The sequence below is a fragment of the Erwinia sp. LJJL01 genome, assembly GCF_047300805.2.
Classification (GTDB): domain Bacteria; phylum Pseudomonadota; class Gammaproteobacteria; order Enterobacterales; family Enterobacteriaceae; genus Erwinia; species Erwinia aphidicola.
This window is the reverse complement of record NZ_CP178576.1, coordinates 4,614,846-4,632,455: the sequence shown is the minus strand read 5'-3', so window position 1 is coordinate 4,632,455 and position 17,610 is coordinate 4,614,846. Positions and strand designations below refer to the sequence as shown.

Genomic DNA, 17,610 nt, shown 5'->3' with positions numbered 1-17,610 from the left:
GGCCGTATCTGACTGAACCCGGAGACTGACCATGACCATTTCGGAAACTGAAGTAACCCTGCATCAGCGTGAACAGGCCGCTGGCAAGAACACCCCGCACACCGCCCGTCTCGCGGCGGCCAGTTCAGTCGGCACCGCGCTGGAGTGGTATGACTTCACGGTCTACAACATTATGGCGGCGCTGATATTCAACCATGTGTTCTTCCCGTCGTTCGACCCGCTGGTCGGCACCATTCTGGCGTTTTCAACCTATGCGGTAGGCTACGTTTCGCGCCCGATTGGCGGCATGGTCTTCGGGCATCTGGGTGACGTGCTTGGCCGGCGCTTTGTGCTGGTCACCACGCTGGTGATCATGGGCGTCACCACGGCGATGATGGGGCTGCTGCCCGGCTATGCCAGCTGGGGGATCTGGAGCCCGGTGCTGCTGGTGGCGCTGCGCTTTATTCAGGGCATTGCGCTCGGCGGTGAGTGGGCCGGGGCGGTACTGCTGTCGATGGAGCACGGTCAGCCGCACCAGCGCGGGCGCAACGCCTCGTTTGCACAGGTTGGTCCCTCTTGCGGCACGCTGATTGGCACTGGCTTTATCACTCTGGTGACCCTGCTGCTGCCCGCCGAGGCATTTCAGGAGTGGGGCTGGCGTATTCCGTTCCTGCTGAGCCTGCTGCTGGTGCTGTTTGGCCTGTGGGTGCGCCGCAGCGTGGGTGAAACTCCGGCGTTTTTACAGCTGGAGAAAGCGCATAACACTACCCAGACTCCGCTGAAAGAGGTATTTACCCAGCATCCGCGCGCGCTGCTGATCGCCGGTGGCTCGCGCATTGGCTCTGACGTGCTGTATGCGCTGGTGGTGGTGTTCACGCTGACCTATGTCACGACGGTGCTTAACCTGCCGCGTCCGCTGGCGCTAATGGCGACCATGCTCGGTGCGTTGGGCAATGCAGTGACCGTACCGCTGTTTGGCGCGCTTTCCGATCGCCTTGGCCGCCGCCCGGTGTATCTGATGGGTGCGCTGCTGGCGATGGTCTGGGCCTTTGTCTTCTTTACCCTGCTCGACAGCAGCCAACCGCTGTTAATTTGCCTCGCGGTGATTGGCGGCCTGCTGATCCACGCCATGATGTATGGCCCGCAGGCGGCATTTGTCACCGAGCAGTTCCCGACGCGGGTACGCTACGCCGGTTCATCACTGGCCTATACGCTGGCGGGCATTGTCGGCGGAGGCTTTGCGCCGCTGATCATCACTTCGCTGTATAAAGAGATGGGCAGCACGCTGGCGGTGTCGCTGTACGTCTGCGCAGCGCTGCTGATAACCGGGGTATCAGTATGGTTAGCCAAAGAGACCGCGCATAAACCGTTATAACGGCAGTGGCCGACCGCTTTTCTGGTCGGCCAGCGGCGGCTGGTGCAGAGACGGGCTGAGCGAAAAAGCGGGTCAACCCCTACGGATATGCGGTACGCGTCGTGGCCGAAACGGGTTGACCGAAAAAGCGGGTCAACCCCTACGGGTATGCGGTACCTGTAGTGGCCGACCGCTTTTCTGGTCGGCCAGCGGCGGCTGGGTGAGAAACGGGTTGACCGGAAAAGCGGGTCAACCCCTACGGGTACGCGTATTGGCCGACCGCTTTTCTGGTCGGCCAGCGGTGTCTGTGTCAGAAACGGGTTGACCGAAAAGAGGGTCAACCCCTACGGGGAATGCGGCACGCGTAGTGGCCGACCGCGTTTCTGGTCGGCCAGCGGTGGCTGGGGCAGAAACGGGTTGACCGAAAAGGATGGTCAACCCCTACGGGTATGCGGTACGCGTCGTGGCCGAAACGGGTTGCCCGAAAAAGCGGGTCAACCCCTGCGGGTATACGGTACCTGTAGTGGCCGACCGCTTTTCTGGTCGGCCAGCGGTGGCTTGGTCAGAAACGGGTTGACCGAAAAGGATGGTCAACCCCTACGGGTATGCGGTACGCGTCGTGGCCGACCGCTTTCCTACGGGGTATGCGGTATGCGTAGTGGCCGACCGCTTTTCTGGTCGGCCAGCGGCGGCGGGTGCAGAGACGGGCTGACCGAAAAAGAGGGTCAACCCCTACGGGGTAGGCGATATTCGTCGTGGTTGAGACGGTCAAGATGCCACTGCCGGGGATTATTTCTGATATAGGTGCGGATGTTATCTAACTCATCTTGATTACGAATAACCCGGTCGTAAAACCCCCGTTGCCAGATGGGATGCAGGCGGTTGGCTTCTTTACTGACGCTGCCTTTAAAAAGCGCCATCAGGGTGCTCAGCGAACAGGATTGACTCTGAGTCAGCCAGATAATGCCATGCAGGTGGTTGGGCATGATGATGAATTCATCCAGCTGAATGCCGGGAAAGCGCGGCGCCAATGCCTGCCAGTGGCGGTTAACGGCGTCAGACAGGTGATTCGCCAGCAAGTTCTCATTCTGCATTTCACCGAAGAGATGCTGCCTGCAGTGGGTCACCAGAGTGACGAAATAGGCGCCGGGGTGGTGATAGGGATAGTGGGGCAGACGCATCGATTTCCGTTTTAGCATGATTAATCCTCCTCAAACGGCACAGTAGACGCGGCAGGTCGTTGGGGTAAAGCGTTGTGCGGTTGTTTTCAGAGGCATTACGCGAAACGTCACGCGTTGACAGGTTTTCGTCGTGGACGATCGCTTTTTGGGTCGGACAAAAACGGGTTGACCGAAAAAGAGGGTCAACCCCTACGGGTATGTGGTACGCGTCGTGGCCGAAACGGGTTGACCGAAAAAGAAGGTCAACCCCTACAGGTATGCAGTACGCGTCGTGGTTGAATAAAAAATCACCACCCATTACAGATTCACGCAGGTCTCTTCGTTCAGGCCCAGCATAATATTCAGGTTCTGCACCGCGGCACCGGAGGCTCCTTTACCGAGGTTATCGAGGCGGGCCACCAGAATGCTCTGGCGCTGCTCTGCATGGCTGAAAACGAACAGCTCCATATTATTGGTATTGTTCAGCGCTTCCGGCAGCAGATACGGCGCACTGTCGGCATCCAGCTGGTTCAGCTCATGCACCTTGATAAATGGCTGAGCGGCATAGCACTGCGCCAGCGCCTGCTGCAGCGGTTCACCGTCAACGTCGTTCAGCGGGATAAACACCAGCATCCCCTGGGCATAATCACCTACCGCAGGCTGGAAGATCGGGCGGCTGTTCAGCCCGCTCCATGCCTGAATCTCTTTCAGATGCTTATGGTCAAAGCCCAGCCCGTAAGCCGCGTAGCCGGTTCCCGCCTGCTGGTACTTTTCAATCATCTGCTTGCCGCCGCCGCTGTAGCCGGAAACCGCATTGATCGCCAGCGGCCGATCGGCCTGCAGCACACCGGCCTGGGTCAGCGGGGCCAGCAGGGCGATAGCGCCGGTGGCATAGCAGCCAGGATTTGAGACGTGGCTGGCAGCACGAATTTTCTCACGCTGATCGGCAGCCAGTTCCGCCAGGCCGTAAACCCAACCGTCTGCCACGCGGTGCGCGGAGCTGGCATCCAGCACGCGCGCGCCGACGTCATCTGCCAGCGCTACCGCTTCACGCGCGGCGGCATCGGGCAGGCAAAGGATGGTGACATCGGCCTGTTTCATCAGTGCCTGGCGGGCGCGGGCATCTTTACGCTGCGCCTCATCAATGTTGAGCATGTCAATCTGCGGATGGTTCACCAGGCGCTGCTGAATCTGCAATCCGGTGGTGCCCGCCTGACCGTCAATAAACACGCGATATCTCTGACTCATTACCATCTTCGCCTTAAAAATTAGGATGTCGCCAGATTATGAAAGATTTGTCGCGACGCGACAATGTGAAATGACTGAATAATTGATAATTTTGCATAAAAAATCATAAATTACCGGGCTGAATGCAATAAAAAGGGCGGCCCCTGAGAGAGGGGCCGCCCGTGGGAAAGGCATAAAACAACGATTCAGACTTTCACTTTACGCATTTTGCACACTGGGTGTCGTGGATCTTCTGGAAGAAATCGTTGCCCTTATCATCGACCAGAATAAAGGCCGGGAAGTTTTCAACTTCGATTTTCCAGATCGCTTCCATACCCAGTTCCGGGTACTCCACGCACTCCAGGCTCTTGATGCTCTGCTGCGCCAGTACGGCCGCCGGGCCGCCGATGCTGCCGAGGTAGAAGCCGCCGTGCTTATGGCAGGCATCGGTCACCTGCTGGCTGCGGTTGCCTTTCGCCAGCATGATCATGCTGCCGCCGTTGGCCTGCAGCTGATCGACATAGGAGTCCATACGCCCTGCGGTGGTTGGGCCAAGTGAGCCTGACGCGTAGCCTTCCGGCGTTTTGGCCGGTCCTGCGTAGTAGATCGGGTGATCCTTCACGTACTGCGGCAGGCCTTCGCCGCTGGCAATACGCTCCTGCAGCTTGGCGTGGGCAATATCACGCGCCACGATGATGGTGCCGCTCAGCGACAAACGGGTCGAAACCGGGTACTGCGACAGCTGGGCGAGGATCTCTTTCATCGGACGGTTGAGGTCAACGTGGACCACTTCGCCTTCACCCTGCTGGCGCAGCTCGGCCGGAATATACTGGCCCGGATTGTGTTCCAGTTTCTCAATCCAGATACCGTCGCGGTTGATTTTCGCCTTCACGTTTCGGTCAGCCGAACAGGAAACCCCCATGCCTACCGGGCAGGAGGCGCCGTGGCGCGGCAGGCGGATCACGCGGATATCGTGGGCAAAGTATTTACCGCCGAACTGCGCCCCCAGGCCGAGATCCTGCGCGGCACGCAGCAGCTCCTGCTCCAGCGCCACGTCGCGGAACGCCTGACCGTGCTCGTTACCTTCGGTTGGCAGGCCGTCGTAATAGTGGGTCGACGCCAGCTTAACGGTTTTCAGCGTGCTTTCGGCCGACGTGCCGCCAATCACAAAGGCGATATGGTAAGGCGGGCAGGCTGCCGTGCCGAGGGTGCGCATCTTGTCGGTCAGGTAATCTTTCAGCTTACCCGGGGAGAGCAGCGCCTTGGTCTCCTGGTAGAGATAGGTTTTGTTCGCCGAGCCGCCGCCTTTGGCGATGCACAGGAACTTATATTCGTCACCGTCAACGCTGTACAGGTCGATCTGCGCAGGCAGGTTGGTGCCGGTATTGACCTCTTTATACATATCCAGCGCCGCATTCTGTGAATAGCGCAGGTTATCTTCGATGTAGGTGTTGTACACGCCCTGCGACAGCGCCGCTTCATCGCCGCCGCCGGTCCAGACGCGCTGGCCTTTTTTACCGGTGATGATCGCGGTGCCGGTATCCTGGCAGGTCGGCAGAATGCCTTTGGCCGCAATCTCGGAGTTACGCAGGAACTGCAGCGCCACGTATCTGTCGTTCTCGCTGGCTTCCGGGTCGGCCAGAATTGCCGCCACCTGGCGCTGGTGCGCCGGGCGCAGCATAAAGGAGGCGTCGTGGAACGCCTGCTGCGCCAGCAGCGTCAGCGCCTGCGGTTCCACTTTCAGGATCTGCTGGCCGTCAAACTCCGCCACGGAGACGTGCTGGTCGGTCAGCAGATAGTATTCGGTATCCTCTTTGGCAAGAGGGAAGGGATTTTGGTAGTAGAAAGGTTTATTCGACATTGTTTTCTCACTTAATGACCGGTTGCCGCCGGGCTCTGGCGCACAACATCACTGGCGATAATGCGTTGTTTTTATCCTGCCGGTCTCAGGAGCGAGACCGGCGGGTAGGGGAATGGTATTACATTGTTGCAACATCTGCATGGTTCATCGTGGCTCTGTGATGAAAATCATCAGAACATCATCACCATCCACGGATAGCCAATCAGCATCAGTGCGCAAAGGAAGATGGCGCCGAAGATGGTGCCAAGGCGCCAGTAGTCTTTGGTTGGCAGGTAACCGCTACCATAGTAAATCGGGCTTGGGCCGGTGCCGTAAGGGGTGATAATGCCCATTAAACCCAGTGAGGTACACATCATCAGGCAGAACACCGGCATGTTGATGCCCGGGATAGAGGCCGCGATGGTCAGCATGGCCGGTAACAGTGCGGTGGTATGCGCCGTGGTACTGGCAAACAGGTAGTGCAGCAGGAAGAAGGCAATCATCAGCGCCACCGCAGAAACCTGCGGGTCGTAACCCTGCAGCAGCTGGCCACCCTCTTTACCCAGCCAGGCGATAAAGCCAACGCGTGCCAGGCCGTCCGCCAGCGCCACCAGGGTAGCGAACCAGGCAAAGGTATTCCACGCCGGTTTGTTGCTGGTGATGTCGTTCCAGTTCAGCACGCCAGTCCACAGCATCAGCACCACCACCAGCAGGGCGGCCATCGCCGGCTCAATCCAGGCGGTAGCGAAAATCCACATCAGCAGGGCAGAGACCACGAACACCAGCAGCAGGATTTCGTTACGGGTCAGCTTACCGAGTTTTTCCAGTTCGCCGATCGCCCAGCGCGGCACTTCATCGTTGAACTTCACTTCCGGCGGGTAGAACCAGTATGCCAGCAGCGGCATGGTCAGCAGCAGCAGCAGGCCCAGCGGCAGGAAGGCGAGGAACCACATGCCCCAGGAGATATCAAACCCGATAATGCTTTTCACCAGCGCCAGCGCCAGCAGGTTAGGCGCCAACGCCGACAGGAACATTGAGCTGGTGATACAGGCGGCGGTGATGGCGACCCACATCAGGTAAGAACCGATTTTACGCGCGCTTGGGTCATTCGGTTTTGAACCGTACAGCGGCGGCAGGTTAGCAATAATCGGGTAGATAGTGCCGCCGCTGCGCGCGGTATTGGACGGGGTGAACGGGGCCAGCAGCAGGTCCGCGAAAGTGATGGCGTAGCCGAGCGTCAGGCTGCGGCGGCCAAGATACTTCACCAGAATCAGCGCCAGACGGCGCCCAAACTGCGTTTTGTCATAGCCAGCGGCGAACATAAAGGCACCAAAGATCAGCCAGACGGTGGAGTTACCAAATCCGCTAACCGCCCACTTAAACGCCTGCGTTGCCGTTTTAAATTTCGGATCGGCCAGCTCAGCCGGGCTGAACAGTAGCCACTGACTGAACAGCGCGATCACCACCACGCCGGTCAGCCCGATAACGGCCCCCGGCAGCGGTTCGAAGATCAAACCGACAATCACGCCGACGAAGATGGCGAAGAAGTGCCAGGCGTAAGGTTCCAGTCCTTGCGGAACCGGCACCAGTAACAGCAGCACCGCGACCAGCACAGGCAGGAAGAGCATGATCAGGTGTTTTTTTTGCCCCGAAGAGGCTGGAGCAGCCTTCGCGGGTTCACTCATCACTGTTGGTTTCATAGTTTTTATCTGCAAGTTAAGAAGAATGCGGTAGAAGATGTCCCGGTATCTCATTGATGATTTTTTTACTTACTTTTCTGTTTATATCGTTGTTTGACCGAAACGTCCAAAAATAATTTTTGCTGGCCCCGATAATTTCTGAGCTTATTTACTGGGTGGATAGGAATATAATGATACTTCTCTAAATATAGACTTTGATCGAGATCAATAAAAATAAATTTGTGATTTTATTTTTTAACAATCGCCGTTAATTAGACGATGGCAGGTTTGGGGATTGCGTCGATTAGGGTGGCATAACCTAAAGCCAGGTACAATAAAATGCCAGTATCATTTGCATAAGAATTTGAATTTAATGGTATTTATTATGATGTGAACGAAAGGTTGATTTTTGGAAACTATTGGTTAACAATTAGAATGACAATTACTCTCATCATTACGTGAATTATTGGCTGGATTTATTTAAAAGTTAAAAAACTAAATAAATAACTATTGTAGCTAAATTAATTGGTATATTAATCCCATGACATCGGACCACAGAATAATTATAAGAAATCGGTCAACAAAGAATTCAAAACTTTTAAATTTCGGAGTTCACTAAATGAATACCATCACCCCGATCCTTAACCCGCTGACACTGCCAAATGGCGCCGTACTTAAAAACCGTTTACTCATGGCGCCGATGACTACCTGTACCGGATTTTATGATGGTACGGTAACCAGCGAGCTGGTTGAGTACTATCGCGATCGCGCGGGCAGCATTGGTACTGTGATTGTGGAATGCTGCTTTATCGACCCGAAAGGCCCGGCGTTCCCGGGTGCCATTGCCATTGACAGCGACAACAAAATTTCCGGTTTAAGCAAAATTGCGGACGCGATCAAGTCAAAAGGTTCGAAAGCGATTCTGCAGATTTACCACGGCGGCCGCATGGTGGAGCCTGAGCTGATTGGCGGCAGAACCCCCGTGGCACCCAGCGCCATTGCCGCGCCGCGTGAAGGCGCCACCACCCCGCAGGCGCTGACGGCAGAAGAAGTGGAGGTGATGATCACCAAGTTCGGTGATGCGGTGAACCGCGCAATTAAAGCGGGCTTTGACGGCGTTGAGATCCACGGTGCCAACACCTATCTTATCCAGCAGTTCTACTCACCTAACTCCAACCAGCGTGATGACAAGTGGGGCGGTAGCCGCGATAACCGCGCGCGCTTCCCGCTGGAAGTGCTGGAGATCACCCATAAAATGGCGCAACGCTTTGCCGCGCCGTCCTTTATTATCGGCTATCGCTTCTCGCCGGAAGAGCTGGAAGTCCCGGGCATCCGCTGGGATGACACGCTGTACCTGTTAGAAAAACTGGCGGCGCGCGGTCTCGACTATGTCCACTTCTCCGTTGGCCAGCTGCTGCGCCCGTCGATTGTCGACCGCGAAGACCCAACGCCGTTAATCACTAAATACCTCGCGCAGCGCTCTGAAACCCTGGCCAAAGTGCCGGTGATTGGCGTCGGCGGCGTGGTGAATAAAGCCGATGCGGAAAGCGCGCTGGAGCACGGCTTCGATCTGGTTGCCGTGGGTAAAGCCTGTATTGCTTACCCGGACTGGGCCGACCGCATTATCAAAAATGATCACCTGGAGCTGTTTATCGACAGCACCCAGCGTGAAGCCCTTAACATCCCGGAACCGCTGTGGCGCTTCTCGCTGGTCGATGCAATGATCCGCGACGTCAGCACCGGCGGCCGTAAATACAAGGCCGGGGTTTATCAGGAAAAAGTGGAAGCCGAAGCGCTTAAGCTGCGCATCAACGTGGTGCTCGACACCGACCGTATCACCGATATCACCCTGGTGCCGGACGACACGCTGGACGTCGACTTCACCACCACCTTTGAAAGCCTGCGTAGCCGCATGCTGGTGGCTAACAGCCCGCACGTGGATGCGATCACCGGGGCGACGACCCAGAGTGAGGCGTTGAAAAAAGCGGTCTCCCGCGCACTGACCACCTCCAGCAAGGAGCATGTGATTGAAGAGGGCGGCAACCCGCAGGCACCGCAGAACTACGATGTGGTGGTGGTCGGCAGCGGCGGTGCAGGCCTGGCGGCGGCGATTCAGGCTTCGGAAGCCGGGGCGCACGTGGTGATTATCGAGAAGATGCCCACCATCGGCGGCAACACCATCAAAGCCTCGGTCGGGATGAACGCGGCGGAAACCCGTTTCCAGAAGCTGAAAGGCATTGAGGACAGCAAAGAGCTGTTCTACGAAGAGACGCTGAAAGGCGGCAAGTTTAAAAACAATCCTGCACTGCTGCGCGAGTTTGTCGACCTGGCCCCGGAAGCCATCGACTGGCTGGCAAACCACGGCATTGAACTCAACGACATCACCATTACCGGCGGCATGAGCATCGATCGTACCCACCGTCCGGCGGACCGTTCAGCGGTCGGCGGCTTCCTGATTAGCGGCCTGGTGAAAAACGTCAATCAGCGTGAAATTGAAGTGCTGCTGGAAACCTCGGTGGCCGAAATCCTGGTTGAAAACGGCGCGGTGAGCGGCGTGAAGGTGGTGGATGAGTACAACGACAGCCGCATTCTCAACGCTAAAAGCGTGATCGTCGCCACCGGCGGCTTCAGCGCCAACCGCGAAATGGTGGTGAAATACCGCCCTGAGCTGGACGGCTTTGTGACCACCAACCATAAAGGCGCCACCGGCAGCGGCATCGCACTGTTGCAACAGATTGGCGCTGATACCGTCGATATGGGCGAGATTCAGATCCACCCTACCGTTGAGCAGACCACTTCTTACCTGGTCTCCGAAGCGATTCGCGGCGGCGGGGCGATTCTGGTCAGCCAGGCCGGTCAGCGCTTCTATAACGAGATGGAGACGCGCGACAAAGTGTCGGCGGAGATCATCGCGCTGCCGGAAAAAAGCGCCTGGATTATCTTTGACGACCAGGTGCGTGCGGCTAACAAAGCCGCCGACGAATATATCGCCAAAGGGTTTGTGATTAGCGCCCCGACCCCGCACGAACTGGCGGTGAAGCTGAATATGGACCAGGAAGCGCTGCAAACCACGCTGGGGCGCTACAATGAATTTGTTGCGCAGCAGAAGGATGAGGATTTCGGGCGCACCACCGCGCTGCGTCACCCGCTGAACAAGGGGCCCTATTATGCTATCCGCATCGCCCCGGGGGTCCACCACACGATGGGCGGCGTCACCATCAACACCGATACCGCGGTGCTTGATGCGCAGAAGCAGGTGATCCACGGCGCGTGGGCGGCGGGTGAGGTGGTTGGCGGCATCCACGGTGCTAACCGCATCGGCGGTAACGCGGTCGCGGATATCATTATCTTCGGGATCCTGGCCGGGCGTAACGCGGCGAATTACGCAAAACAGTAATCAACGGCGGGTCGGGCATGCCCGACCCCTACGGTTCAACGCGCAACCATCCGTAGGGGCGAGGCATGCCCGACCCCTGAGGTTTAACGCGCAACAATCCGTAGGGGCGAGGCATGCCTCGCCCGTTTTGCCAGGAGGATGGCACCATGCCTGCAGGTTCTTACACCTATTCCGCCGTGATGATGGGCTCGCCCATCCTGCTCAAGCTGTTCGACCACGATGAAACCCTGGCGCGCAACGTCTTCCTGCTGATCAAGCAGCAGGAAAACAGCTTAACCGTTAACCGCAATGCGTCGGAAGTGATGGCGATTAACCACGCCGCCGGTCAGCATGCGGTGGTGGTCAGCCAGCCGGTGTTTGACCTCATTGCCCGCGCCAGAGCGGTCAGCGTTCTGCCGGGCAGCAGTTTTAACTTCACCATTGGCCCGCTGGTTAAGCGCTGGAAAATTGGCTTTCAGGGCAGCAGCGTGCCGCCCGCCGGCGAGCTGCGTGGCCTGCTGGCGCTCACCGATCCGCAGCAGGTGATCCTTGATGCCGGGGCGCGTTCGGTGTTTCTGCAGCAGGCCGGTATGGAAATTGACCTCGGCGCGATTGCCAAAGGCTACATTGCCGACGTGGTGCGTGACTATCTGCGCCAGCAGCAGGTGGCGCACGCGCTGATTAATCTCGGCGGCAATGTGCAGACGCTGGGTGACAGTGGCGGGCAGGCGTGGGGCATTGGTCTGAAACAGCCGTTTGGCCGCGATGATGAGCTGATCGGTGTGATAAACGTCACGGGAAAATCGGTGGTGACATCGGGGATCTACGAGCGCTACTTCGAGCTCGACGGGCGCTTATACCATCACATTCTCGACCCGCAGAGCGGCTACCCGCTGGATAACGAGCTGCTGAGCGTCACGATTGTTTCTGAAAACTCGATTGACGGTGATATCTGGACCACCCTGATGTACGGCATGGGCGTCGAAAAAGGCCTCGCCTACCTTGGCGACTATCCGCACATTGAGGCCATCTTCGTTACCCGCGATCGGCAGGTGATCTGCTCATCGCAGCGCCAGTTCCGCTTTACGCTGTCAGACGCCCGCTACCGTCTTACTGACAATACTGCTTAAGCAGCGCGCTGTGTTCCGCCTGCAGGCGATAGCGGTACACCGGGCGGCCGGTGGCGCCGTAGTGAATGCTGGTAAACAGAATATTGACCTGCGCCAGCCAGATCAGATATTTACGGCAGGAGACGCGAGAAATATTCACCGCCGCTGCCAGATCGTCAGTGGAAAACTCCTCCGTGGGGTGCGCATCAATCCACTGGCACAGGGTGCGTAACGTCTGCGGCGTTAACCCTTTCGGCAGGCGCTTGGGATCCTCCGCGGCGGCAGGATTGCCGTGGATCAACTGATCAACGTCGGCCTGCTCGTAGAACTGATGATTATCCATCAGCGTCTTCTTCTGCTTCCAGCCGGTCAGCGCCTCTTCGAAACGGGCAAACTGGAAAGGCTTAATCAGATAATCAACCACGCCGTAGTGCAGCGACTGCTTGATGGTGGCGGCATCGGCGGCGGAGGAGATAACAATCACATCGATGGCGCGGCCCGCTTCGCGTAGTACCGGCAGCAGGTCCAGCCCGTTATCCTGCTGCATATACACATCCAGCAAAATCAGATCGATGGCGAATTCCGGATCCAGCACCCGGTCCCGCGCGTGTTGCAGGGTTGAGGCCACATCACAGCAGTGAAAACCGGGTAATTGTGCGACATAGCAGCGGTTCAGCTCTGCCACCATCGCATCATCATCGACGACTAAAACATTGATCATGCGCTTTTACTCTCTATATCCCAGGGCAGTTGTACAAAAAATTGCGTATAAACGCCAGGTTCGGACTCTACAATAATTTTGCCGCCAAGGCTCTCGGTTTGTTGCCGGGCAAGGAACAGCCCGACGCCGCGCTGTTCACCTTTTGACGACACGCCGCGCGCGAAAATCGCCTCCAGCTGCTCCTCTGCAATGCCCGGGCCGTCGTCGCTGACCACGCAGGTCAGCCAGCCGTTCTGGCTGTGCAGCAGCACGCTGATTTCGCCTTCACCCTGATCGCCCGCCGCATCCAGCGCGTTCTCAATCAGGTTGCCGAGTACGGTGATCAGGGCCGCCACCTGCTGTTCATTGCCGCTGTCGGCCAGCAGGCTCTCATCGCTGATAATCAGCTGGTTGCCGGTATCGGAGGCGCGGCCCATCTTGCTTAACAGGAATCCGGCAATCACCGGAGACTTAATTTTCCCCAGCAGGGAGCCAATCTCCGTCTGGTAATTATTGGCGGTTTTCAGAATATAATCCTCCATCTTGCCATAACTTTTTAAGTGCAGCAGGCCGAGGATCACGTGCAGCTTATTCATAAATTCGTGCGAGCGCTCGCGCAGGGCATCGACATAGTTGACCAGGCCGTCCATGCGCTGCATCAGCTGGCTGACCTCGGTTTTGTCCCTGAAGGTGCAGATCGCCCCAATAATGGCGCCATTGCTGCGTACCGGCATGGTGTTGCACAGCAGCGGGTGACCCTTGAAATCAATCTCGGCATCGCGCTTCGGCCTGCCGGTTTGCAGTACCTCATGCAGGTTGGCGATCAGCGGGCCGGAGTCGGCCACCACCGCACTGATATCGCGCTCTGCGGCCTGCGCGCCGGTCTCGCGAAACAGCAGATGCGCTGCGTGGTTGATCAGCGTCACCTGCGAGCAATCGTCAATGGCAATCACCCCCTCTTTCATTGACTGCAGCATCGACTGCCGCTGCTCAAACAGGGTGGAGATTTCATAAGGCTCCAGCCCGAACAGAATGCTCTTGGCCGCCCGCACCAGCAGGAAGGTGCCCAGCGCGCCGGCCAGCATGCCGAACAGGGCGGTCCACAGGATATTCCAGCGGCTCTTATTCACCTGCTGTACCACTTCGCTCAGCGAGATACCTATCGCCACCACGCCAATCTGCTTATGCTGGCTGTCATACACCGGCGTAAAGACGCGCAGCGCTTCCGCCAGCTTGCCGTGGTTAATGGCGATATTCTCGCGGCCGGACAGGGCAGGGATGAGGTCGTTGCCGATAAAATGCTGACCGATCAGCTCTTTCTTAGGATGCGAGAAGCGCACGCCGTCCATATTGGTCACCACCACAAACAGCAGGTCATTGCTGCGCTGCGCCGCCATGGCCAGCGGCTGGATAATGTCGCTGTCTGGCGACTGTGTCAGCCCAAGCCGGATATCGGGCGAATCCGCCAGCGTGCGCGCCACCGCCAGCGCTTTATCTTTCACCGCATCGCGCGTTACGTCGCTGATCTGAAAAAAATAGAACAGATGGACGATCAGCAGCACCGTGGCGATCACCGCACTGACCATCAGGCTGACGGAGGTACTGAGTTTCATCGGGCGCTTGCGCAGCGCTTTCGCTTGCTGTGGGGCGTTCATGGGCACTCCGAAAAGAGCAGGGCGCACAGCGCGAGTGGGTAGCGAGACATCAGACATCCTCTTCAGCAGAGTTTTGCAAAGCGCAGCCAGTAATGTAAAGGGCAGGGGTGGTGAGAGCAAGGGGGCGGTAAGTGCCCTGAGGAGATCAAAAAAGCCCCTGGCGGGGCTTTAAGCGAGTTAGTTATCCAGTTCACTCATGTTCTTAACCTGATCGCGGTTAATCTGTTCGGTTTTACCCGTTTGCGCATTTTTATAAGAGACCAGACCGGTATCATTATCAATCTGCGGCTTACCGTCGGTGACAATGGTTCTGCCATCGGTGGTATTAAGCGTCTGGTTAGAGGAGCAACCCGCCAGCACAAATACGGAGAGTGCGGCAATCACAGTGGTTTTAAAGATGTTCTGTTTCATCGTTAATTTCCTTATAGGTGAATAAAGTCAACAACCTGTAAGTGTAGATGAAAACTGAAATTTTGCAGGCCGCCGGAATAAAAACGGCCTTGTTAACCCTGAGAGTTACGCGTCGTCCGGGGTCAGGCCAACCACCACTTCCAGCACCTGGCGGTAAACGTCTAGCTCAACCACGTCAGAAGTGGTTTCCAGCTTCTCAATCAGCTTCAGAATGATCGCCTTGTTATTAACCAGTTGACCCGTAGCGATCAGATCCCTGATCACGCCGCCGAGCGCCTGAGATTCCTGGGCGTACTTTTCTCCTCCCCCTTGAAACCAGGCGACGATTTCGGATTCTGTTGATTGCTGCTGCATAGAGGTAGCCTTCTTAATAGGAGAAATTCTCCGAGATGAAAACGCACTGACGAGAACGGCTGGGTTCGCGGGCGTCAGCAGGTAAAAAACTTAACCAAGTGTAGTTAACTCACAGAAAAGTCTTAATGTTTCTTTGCACCGTTAACCGGGCCTTCACTGGTAAAAAGATGGGTGACATTATCGCGGTCGCGGATCTCATGCGTCTGGCGGTTCTGCTCCTGGGCCTGAGATTGTCTGACTTCGGCGATAGCACGCCGACAGGCGCGCTGACGCAGCCCTTCTTTTTCTGCTGCCGCCATGTCCTGTAACTGTCTGATAAGTGCAGTTTTACTGATGGCAGCATCGTTTGAGAGCAGGACCATGACAGCCTCGCCCATCACAATATCGGCTAATTTCTCTTCTTCGTTTTTATACATACCAACGTCTCTGAATCAGTGAAGCGGGACATCGAAGATGCCCACAGAAACCTGTTATCCAGGTACCTGCATGCCGGTCATAAAACGCCTGCTCAAGTCAGGCGTCCGGGCCGGTCAGATTGTCGGACTGAGCTGTAACGTAACGCACACTAAAAAGTGGTAATTCAGCAAACATAGTGCTTAAAACTCAGTCCCCGCGACCAAACAGTAGCCCAATCAGTTCCTGATAGTGGCGTTCCTGCTCGTGCCCGGTCGCCAGTTCAAGGCGCGTTAGCAGCTTTGAACAGATGGCTTTGCGGTTAAGGTTACGTCCTGAGCGTAAAATCTCAACCACTATCTGGCCAAGAGTTTCCTGCTGGGAGGGCAGGATGGCTTCATTAAAGTAACGGCTGATGTCATTTTCAATCTTCGGGTTGGAGTTGTCCTGACGCATGTTAAATGCCCCTCAGTCGTAAAGTTCAAATTATGGTCAAATATTTCTGAATGCAAAGTTATACATCTTTTGACGCGTTGTACAGGAATAGTGAATATTTATGCTTTTCATTTTTGTGCAAAAAGTGCTAAGTGATAATTATCATAGGGTTATGTTGATGCTCTGGGTGTACAGGATAGCTGTACAGCGTCCGGAAACTATCGGTAATGCGGCGGGGATTATTGTAAACAAAAACTATTCCAAGACCAGTCTTGTGAAGGAATAAGCAAGCGGCGTTTAAACTATCGGAAAATTCTGGTCTTAGTGAGTGTAAATTATGCCGCCGCGTATCCAATCATCAGGGCGCAATGCTCCTTCTCCGACCGCTGCAACAGTGCAAAGAAAGATTTTAGCGGCAGTGGTATGGCTACGCCGCAGCACTCTCTATCTGCAGGCATTGTGACGACGCGAGAGGATTAAGAATACAAGCCGGGTCTTGGAAAAAATAAGGCAGAGTAAACAGAGGATTAGTGAGGGCGGGGCGCGTAAACGAAAACGGGGAGTGCCGCAAGGCACTCCCCGTTTCTCATATTACCTGCTCATCTGCTCAGGCTGCTGCCGTCATCGCGATTGTGAGCCGGGAATAATGAAAGGTTTACAGACCGACTACGTTAGCGGCTGATGGACCTTTAGCACCATTCTCGATGGTGAATTCAACTTTCTGGCCTTCATCGAGGGTTTTGTAATCAGTACCCTGGATTGCAGAGAAGTGTACGAACACATCTTTGCTGCCGTCTTCTGGAGAAATAAAGCCGAAGCCTTTATCAGCGTTGAACCATTTTACTAAACCAGTCATTTTGTTAGACATAAATATTTCCTTAATTTTGAGCCACGCAGTGTGGCAGAAGGCCTGTTTTCAGAGTTTTACTTATTGGGCACTTAGGAGGAGGCTCATGAGAAAGGATATCTATGGATAACACTTGAACTGAGGACTGCTTTACTAAAACTGCTTCATAAGGTCTGTATTCCAAACCGATGACGCTATAAAAACATGGCTGGTCTTCATTAGCAAGGTTTAATTATTTAAATTTTTTTGAGGCGTTTTGATTCACCAAATCCGGATTACTCCGAAAACAGGGTCATAAATCCGCGTGTTGTACGGATTGGTGGTGCTGAGAGCGCAGCGGTTTTGTCAAATGCTATACTGTCTGTACATCCAGTCACACAAGGGGTACACGTGCACGGCAAAGATCACCACTATCCAGCGGAAATTTATGCAGTAATAGGACGCGCAGTATCCGAGTTAATCGCCAGCGGTAAAGCGCTGGACAAAAAGAGCGTCCTGCTGACGCTGCACGCTCACAGTGAGCAAGCCTCAGAATCACGCCTTAAAGATATCTATCTGCAGGCGTTCCGCTATCTGCTGGAGAGCTTTCACTAACTGAAGCGTGCCCGATGTTCTCTGTTAACGTCATCCCTGACGTTAAGGTTGAAAGTGTCCGGCGGGTCAGCCGGTTACGATTCTATATTTTCACTATCGGAAAAACGATGCAGGCGGATATCAGCCTCGCGGTTGCCGGGGTCTGCATGCTCCGTCCCGGCGGTGAGCCAGTGCGGCTTTTTATAAGCGTCTGTGCTGCCCTGTTTGTGTTGCAACAGCCATTTCCGCGCCGCCCAAATCTTGAGTAGTCTGTCATCATCTTCCTCCAGTCGCGCCATGTGCTGTAGCTGGTTGATGAGCGAACCGGTACTCACTTCTTCCCTGCTGAAGATTAGGTTCATTGCGGCTTCGCCGATCATGACGTGGTGCAGTTCATCTTCATCAGAAATAGTCAAAAGACCTCCACTTGGTTGGTTACATATATTTACTACCAAAGGAAGTATAGGTGCTGTGCCGATATCTGTCGCCCGGCTAACCGGGCGAAAGATTATGGTATT

16 protein-coding genes are annotated in these 17,610 nt (G+C 55.8%); 4 read left to right on the top strand and 12 right to left on the bottom strand.

Annotated features, from left to right (window positions below; genetic code table 11):
* Positions 1–31 precede the first annotated feature (31 nt).
* On the top strand, positions 32–1,354 hold the full coding sequence (locus tag ACLI4M_RS22550) for an MFS transporter (RefSeq protein WP_133623417.1): 1,323 nt from the start codon (positions 32–34) through the stop codon (positions 1,352–1,354).
* Between the two features lie 704 nt (positions 1,355–2,058).
* On the opposite strand, the gene ACLI4M_RS22545 is transcribed toward ACLI4M_RS22550, so the two are convergent.
* The 4 genes from ACLI4M_RS22545 to ACLI4M_RS22530 form a co-directional block, all read right to left on the bottom strand.
* Positions 2,059–2,532 (bottom strand): transposase, encoded by a 474-nt coding sequence (locus tag ACLI4M_RS22545; protein WP_133623418.1) that lies wholly within the window; start codon positions 2,530–2,532, stop codon positions 2,059–2,061.
* 279 nt (positions 2,533–2,811) lie between these two features.
* Positions 2,812–3,741, bottom strand: coding sequence for an N-acetyl-gamma-glutamyl-phosphate reductase (gene argC / locus ACLI4M_RS22540; RefSeq protein WP_133623419.1), 930 nt, complete (start codon positions 3,739–3,741; stop codon positions 2,812–2,814).
* 193 nt (positions 3,742–3,934) lie between these two features.
* Entirely contained in the window at positions 3,935–5,581 is a 1,647-nt protein-coding gene (gene fumA / locus ACLI4M_RS22535) for a class I fumarate hydratase FumA (RefSeq protein WP_048916283.1), read from the bottom strand.
* Between the two features lie 170 nt (positions 5,582–5,751).
* Positions 5,752–7,260, bottom strand: coding sequence for a DASS family sodium-coupled anion symporter (locus ACLI4M_RS22530; RefSeq protein ID WP_133623420.1), 1,509 nt, complete (start codon positions 7,258–7,260; stop codon positions 5,752–5,754).
* A 598-nt stretch (positions 7,261–7,858) separates the two neighbouring features.
* On the opposite strand from ACLI4M_RS22530, the gene ACLI4M_RS22525 reads away from it, so the two are divergent.
* Positions 7,859–10,636: a flavocytochrome c gene (locus tag ACLI4M_RS22525; protein ID WP_133623421.1), complete on the top strand. Its 2,778-nt coding sequence runs from the start codon at positions 7,859–7,861 to the stop codon at positions 10,634–10,636.
* A 113-nt stretch (positions 10,637–10,749) separates the two neighbouring features.
* A complete protein-coding gene (locus ACLI4M_RS22520; RefSeq protein ID WP_413449757.1) occupies positions 10,750–11,745 on the top strand; it encodes an FAD:protein FMN transferase in 996 nt (331 codons plus the stop codon).
* Here the strand turns inward: ACLI4M_RS22520 and dcuR are convergent.
* The 7 genes from dcuR to cspE all read right to left on the bottom strand — a co-directional run bounded on the left by dcuR (position 11,726) and on the right by cspE (position 16,540).
* Positions 11,726–12,445 (bottom strand): two-component system response regulator DcuR, encoded by a 720-nt coding sequence (dcuR, locus tag ACLI4M_RS22515; protein ID WP_133623422.1) that lies wholly within the window; start codon positions 12,443–12,445, stop codon positions 11,726–11,728. The two genes, ACLI4M_RS22520 and dcuR, sit on opposite strands and share 20 nt — an antisense overlap.
* A complete protein-coding gene (locus ACLI4M_RS22510) occupies positions 12,442–14,079 on the bottom strand; it encodes a sensor histidine kinase (protein WP_133623423.1) in 1,638 nt (545 codons plus the stop codon). Before ACLI4M_RS22510 ends, dcuR begins: the two co-directional genes overlap by 4 nt.
* 177 nt (positions 14,080–14,256) lie before the next feature.
* Positions 14,257–14,490 (bottom strand): YgdI/YgdR family lipoprotein, encoded by a 234-nt coding sequence (locus ACLI4M_RS22505; protein WP_048916276.1) that lies wholly within the window; start codon positions 14,488–14,490, stop codon positions 14,257–14,259.
* A gap of 105 nt (positions 14,491–14,595) precedes the next feature.
* Positions 14,596–14,844 (bottom strand): biofilm/acid-resistance regulator YmgB/AriR, encoded by a 249-nt coding sequence (locus tag ACLI4M_RS22500; RefSeq protein ID WP_048916275.1) that lies wholly within the window; start codon positions 14,842–14,844, stop codon positions 14,596–14,598.
* Positions 14,845–14,966: 122 nt separating this feature from the next.
* Complete coding sequence (locus tag ACLI4M_RS22495) at positions 14,967–15,260, bottom strand: hypothetical protein (protein ID WP_133623424.1); 294 nt, start codon at positions 15,258–15,260, stop codon at positions 14,967–14,969.
* 187 nt (positions 15,261–15,447) lie between these two features.
* Positions 15,448–15,693 carry a regulatory protein YcgZ gene (gene ycgZ, locus ACLI4M_RS22490; protein WP_048916274.1) on the bottom strand — a complete coding sequence of 82 codons (246 nt, stop codon included), beginning with the start codon at positions 15,691–15,693 and terminating at the stop codon, positions 15,448–15,450.
* Between the two features lie 634 nt (positions 15,694–16,327).
* Positions 16,328–16,540: a transcription antiterminator/RNA stability regulator CspE gene (gene cspE / locus ACLI4M_RS22485; protein WP_048917283.1), complete on the bottom strand. Its 213-nt coding sequence runs from the start codon at positions 16,538–16,540 to the stop codon at positions 16,328–16,330.
* A gap of 369 nt (positions 16,541–16,909) precedes the next feature.
* Here cspE and ACLI4M_RS22480 point away from each other — a divergent pair, with 369 nt between their 5' ends.
* The gene (locus ACLI4M_RS22480) at positions 16,910–17,113 is read left to right on the top strand and encodes a hypothetical protein (RefSeq protein WP_133623425.1); all 204 of its coding nucleotides are present in this window, start codon (positions 16,910–16,912) and stop codon (positions 17,111–17,113) included.
* A gap of 74 nt (positions 17,114–17,187) precedes the next feature.
* Here ACLI4M_RS22480 and ACLI4M_RS22475 read toward each other — a convergent pair whose 3' ends face one another.
* Positions 17,188–17,508, bottom strand: a complete 321-nt coding sequence (locus tag ACLI4M_RS22475; protein WP_133623426.1) for a hypothetical protein — start codon at positions 17,506–17,508, stop codon at positions 17,188–17,190.
* Positions 17,509–17,610 lie beyond the last annotated feature (102 nt).

Excerpts from the sequence above, each read along its gene's own strand:
- ACLI4M_RS22550 (WP_133623417.1), top strand. The coding sequence starts at position 32 with ATGACCATTTCGGAAACTGAAGTAACCCTGCATCAGCGTGAACAGGCC.
- ACLI4M_RS22545 (WP_133623418.1), bottom strand. The coding sequence starts at position 2,532 with ATGCTAAAACGGAAATCGATGCGTCTGCCCCACTATCCCTATCACCAC.
- argC (WP_133623419.1), bottom strand. The coding sequence starts at position 3,741 with ATGAGTCAGAGATATCGCGTGTTTATTGACGGTCAGGCGGGCACCACC.
- ACLI4M_RS22525 (WP_133623421.1), top strand. The coding sequence starts at position 7,859 with ATGAATACCATCACCCCGATCCTTAACCCGCTGACACTGCCAAATGGC.
- ACLI4M_RS22530 (WP_133623420.1), bottom strand. The coding sequence starts at position 7,260 with ATGAAACCAACAGTGATGAGTGAACCCGCGAAGGCTGCTCCAGCCTCT.
- ACLI4M_RS22495 (WP_133623424.1), bottom strand. The coding sequence starts at position 15,260 with ATGTATAAAAACGAAGAAGAGAAATTAGCCGATATTGTGATGGGCGAG.
- cspE (WP_048917283.1), bottom strand. The coding sequence starts at position 16,540 with ATGTCTAACAAAATGACTGGTTTAGTAAAATGGTTCAACGCTGATAAA.
- ACLI4M_RS22510 (WP_133623423.1), bottom strand. The coding sequence starts at position 14,079 with ATGAACGCCCCACAGCAAGCGAAAGCGCTGCGCAAGCGCCCGATGAAA.
- fumA (WP_048916283.1), bottom strand. The coding sequence starts at position 5,581 with ATGTCGAATAAACCTTTCTACTACCAAAATCCCTTCCCTCTTGCCAAA.
- ACLI4M_RS22500 (WP_048916275.1), bottom strand. The coding sequence starts at position 14,844 with ATGCAGCAGCAATCAACAGAATCCGAAATCGTCGCCTGGTTTCAAGGG.
- dcuR (WP_133623422.1), bottom strand. The coding sequence starts at position 12,445 with ATGATCAATGTTTTAGTCGTCGATGATGATGCGATGGTGGCAGAGCTG.
- ycgZ (WP_048916274.1), bottom strand. The coding sequence starts at position 15,693 with ATGCGTCAGGACAACTCCAACCCGAAGATTGAAAATGACATCAGCCGT.
- ACLI4M_RS22505 (WP_048916276.1), bottom strand. The coding sequence starts at position 14,490 with ATGAAACAGAACATCTTTAAAACCACTGTGATTGCCGCACTCTCCGTA.
- ACLI4M_RS22520 (WP_413449757.1), top strand. The coding sequence starts at position 10,750 with ATGCCTCGCCCGTTTTGCCAGGAGGATGGCACCATGCCTGCAGGTTCT.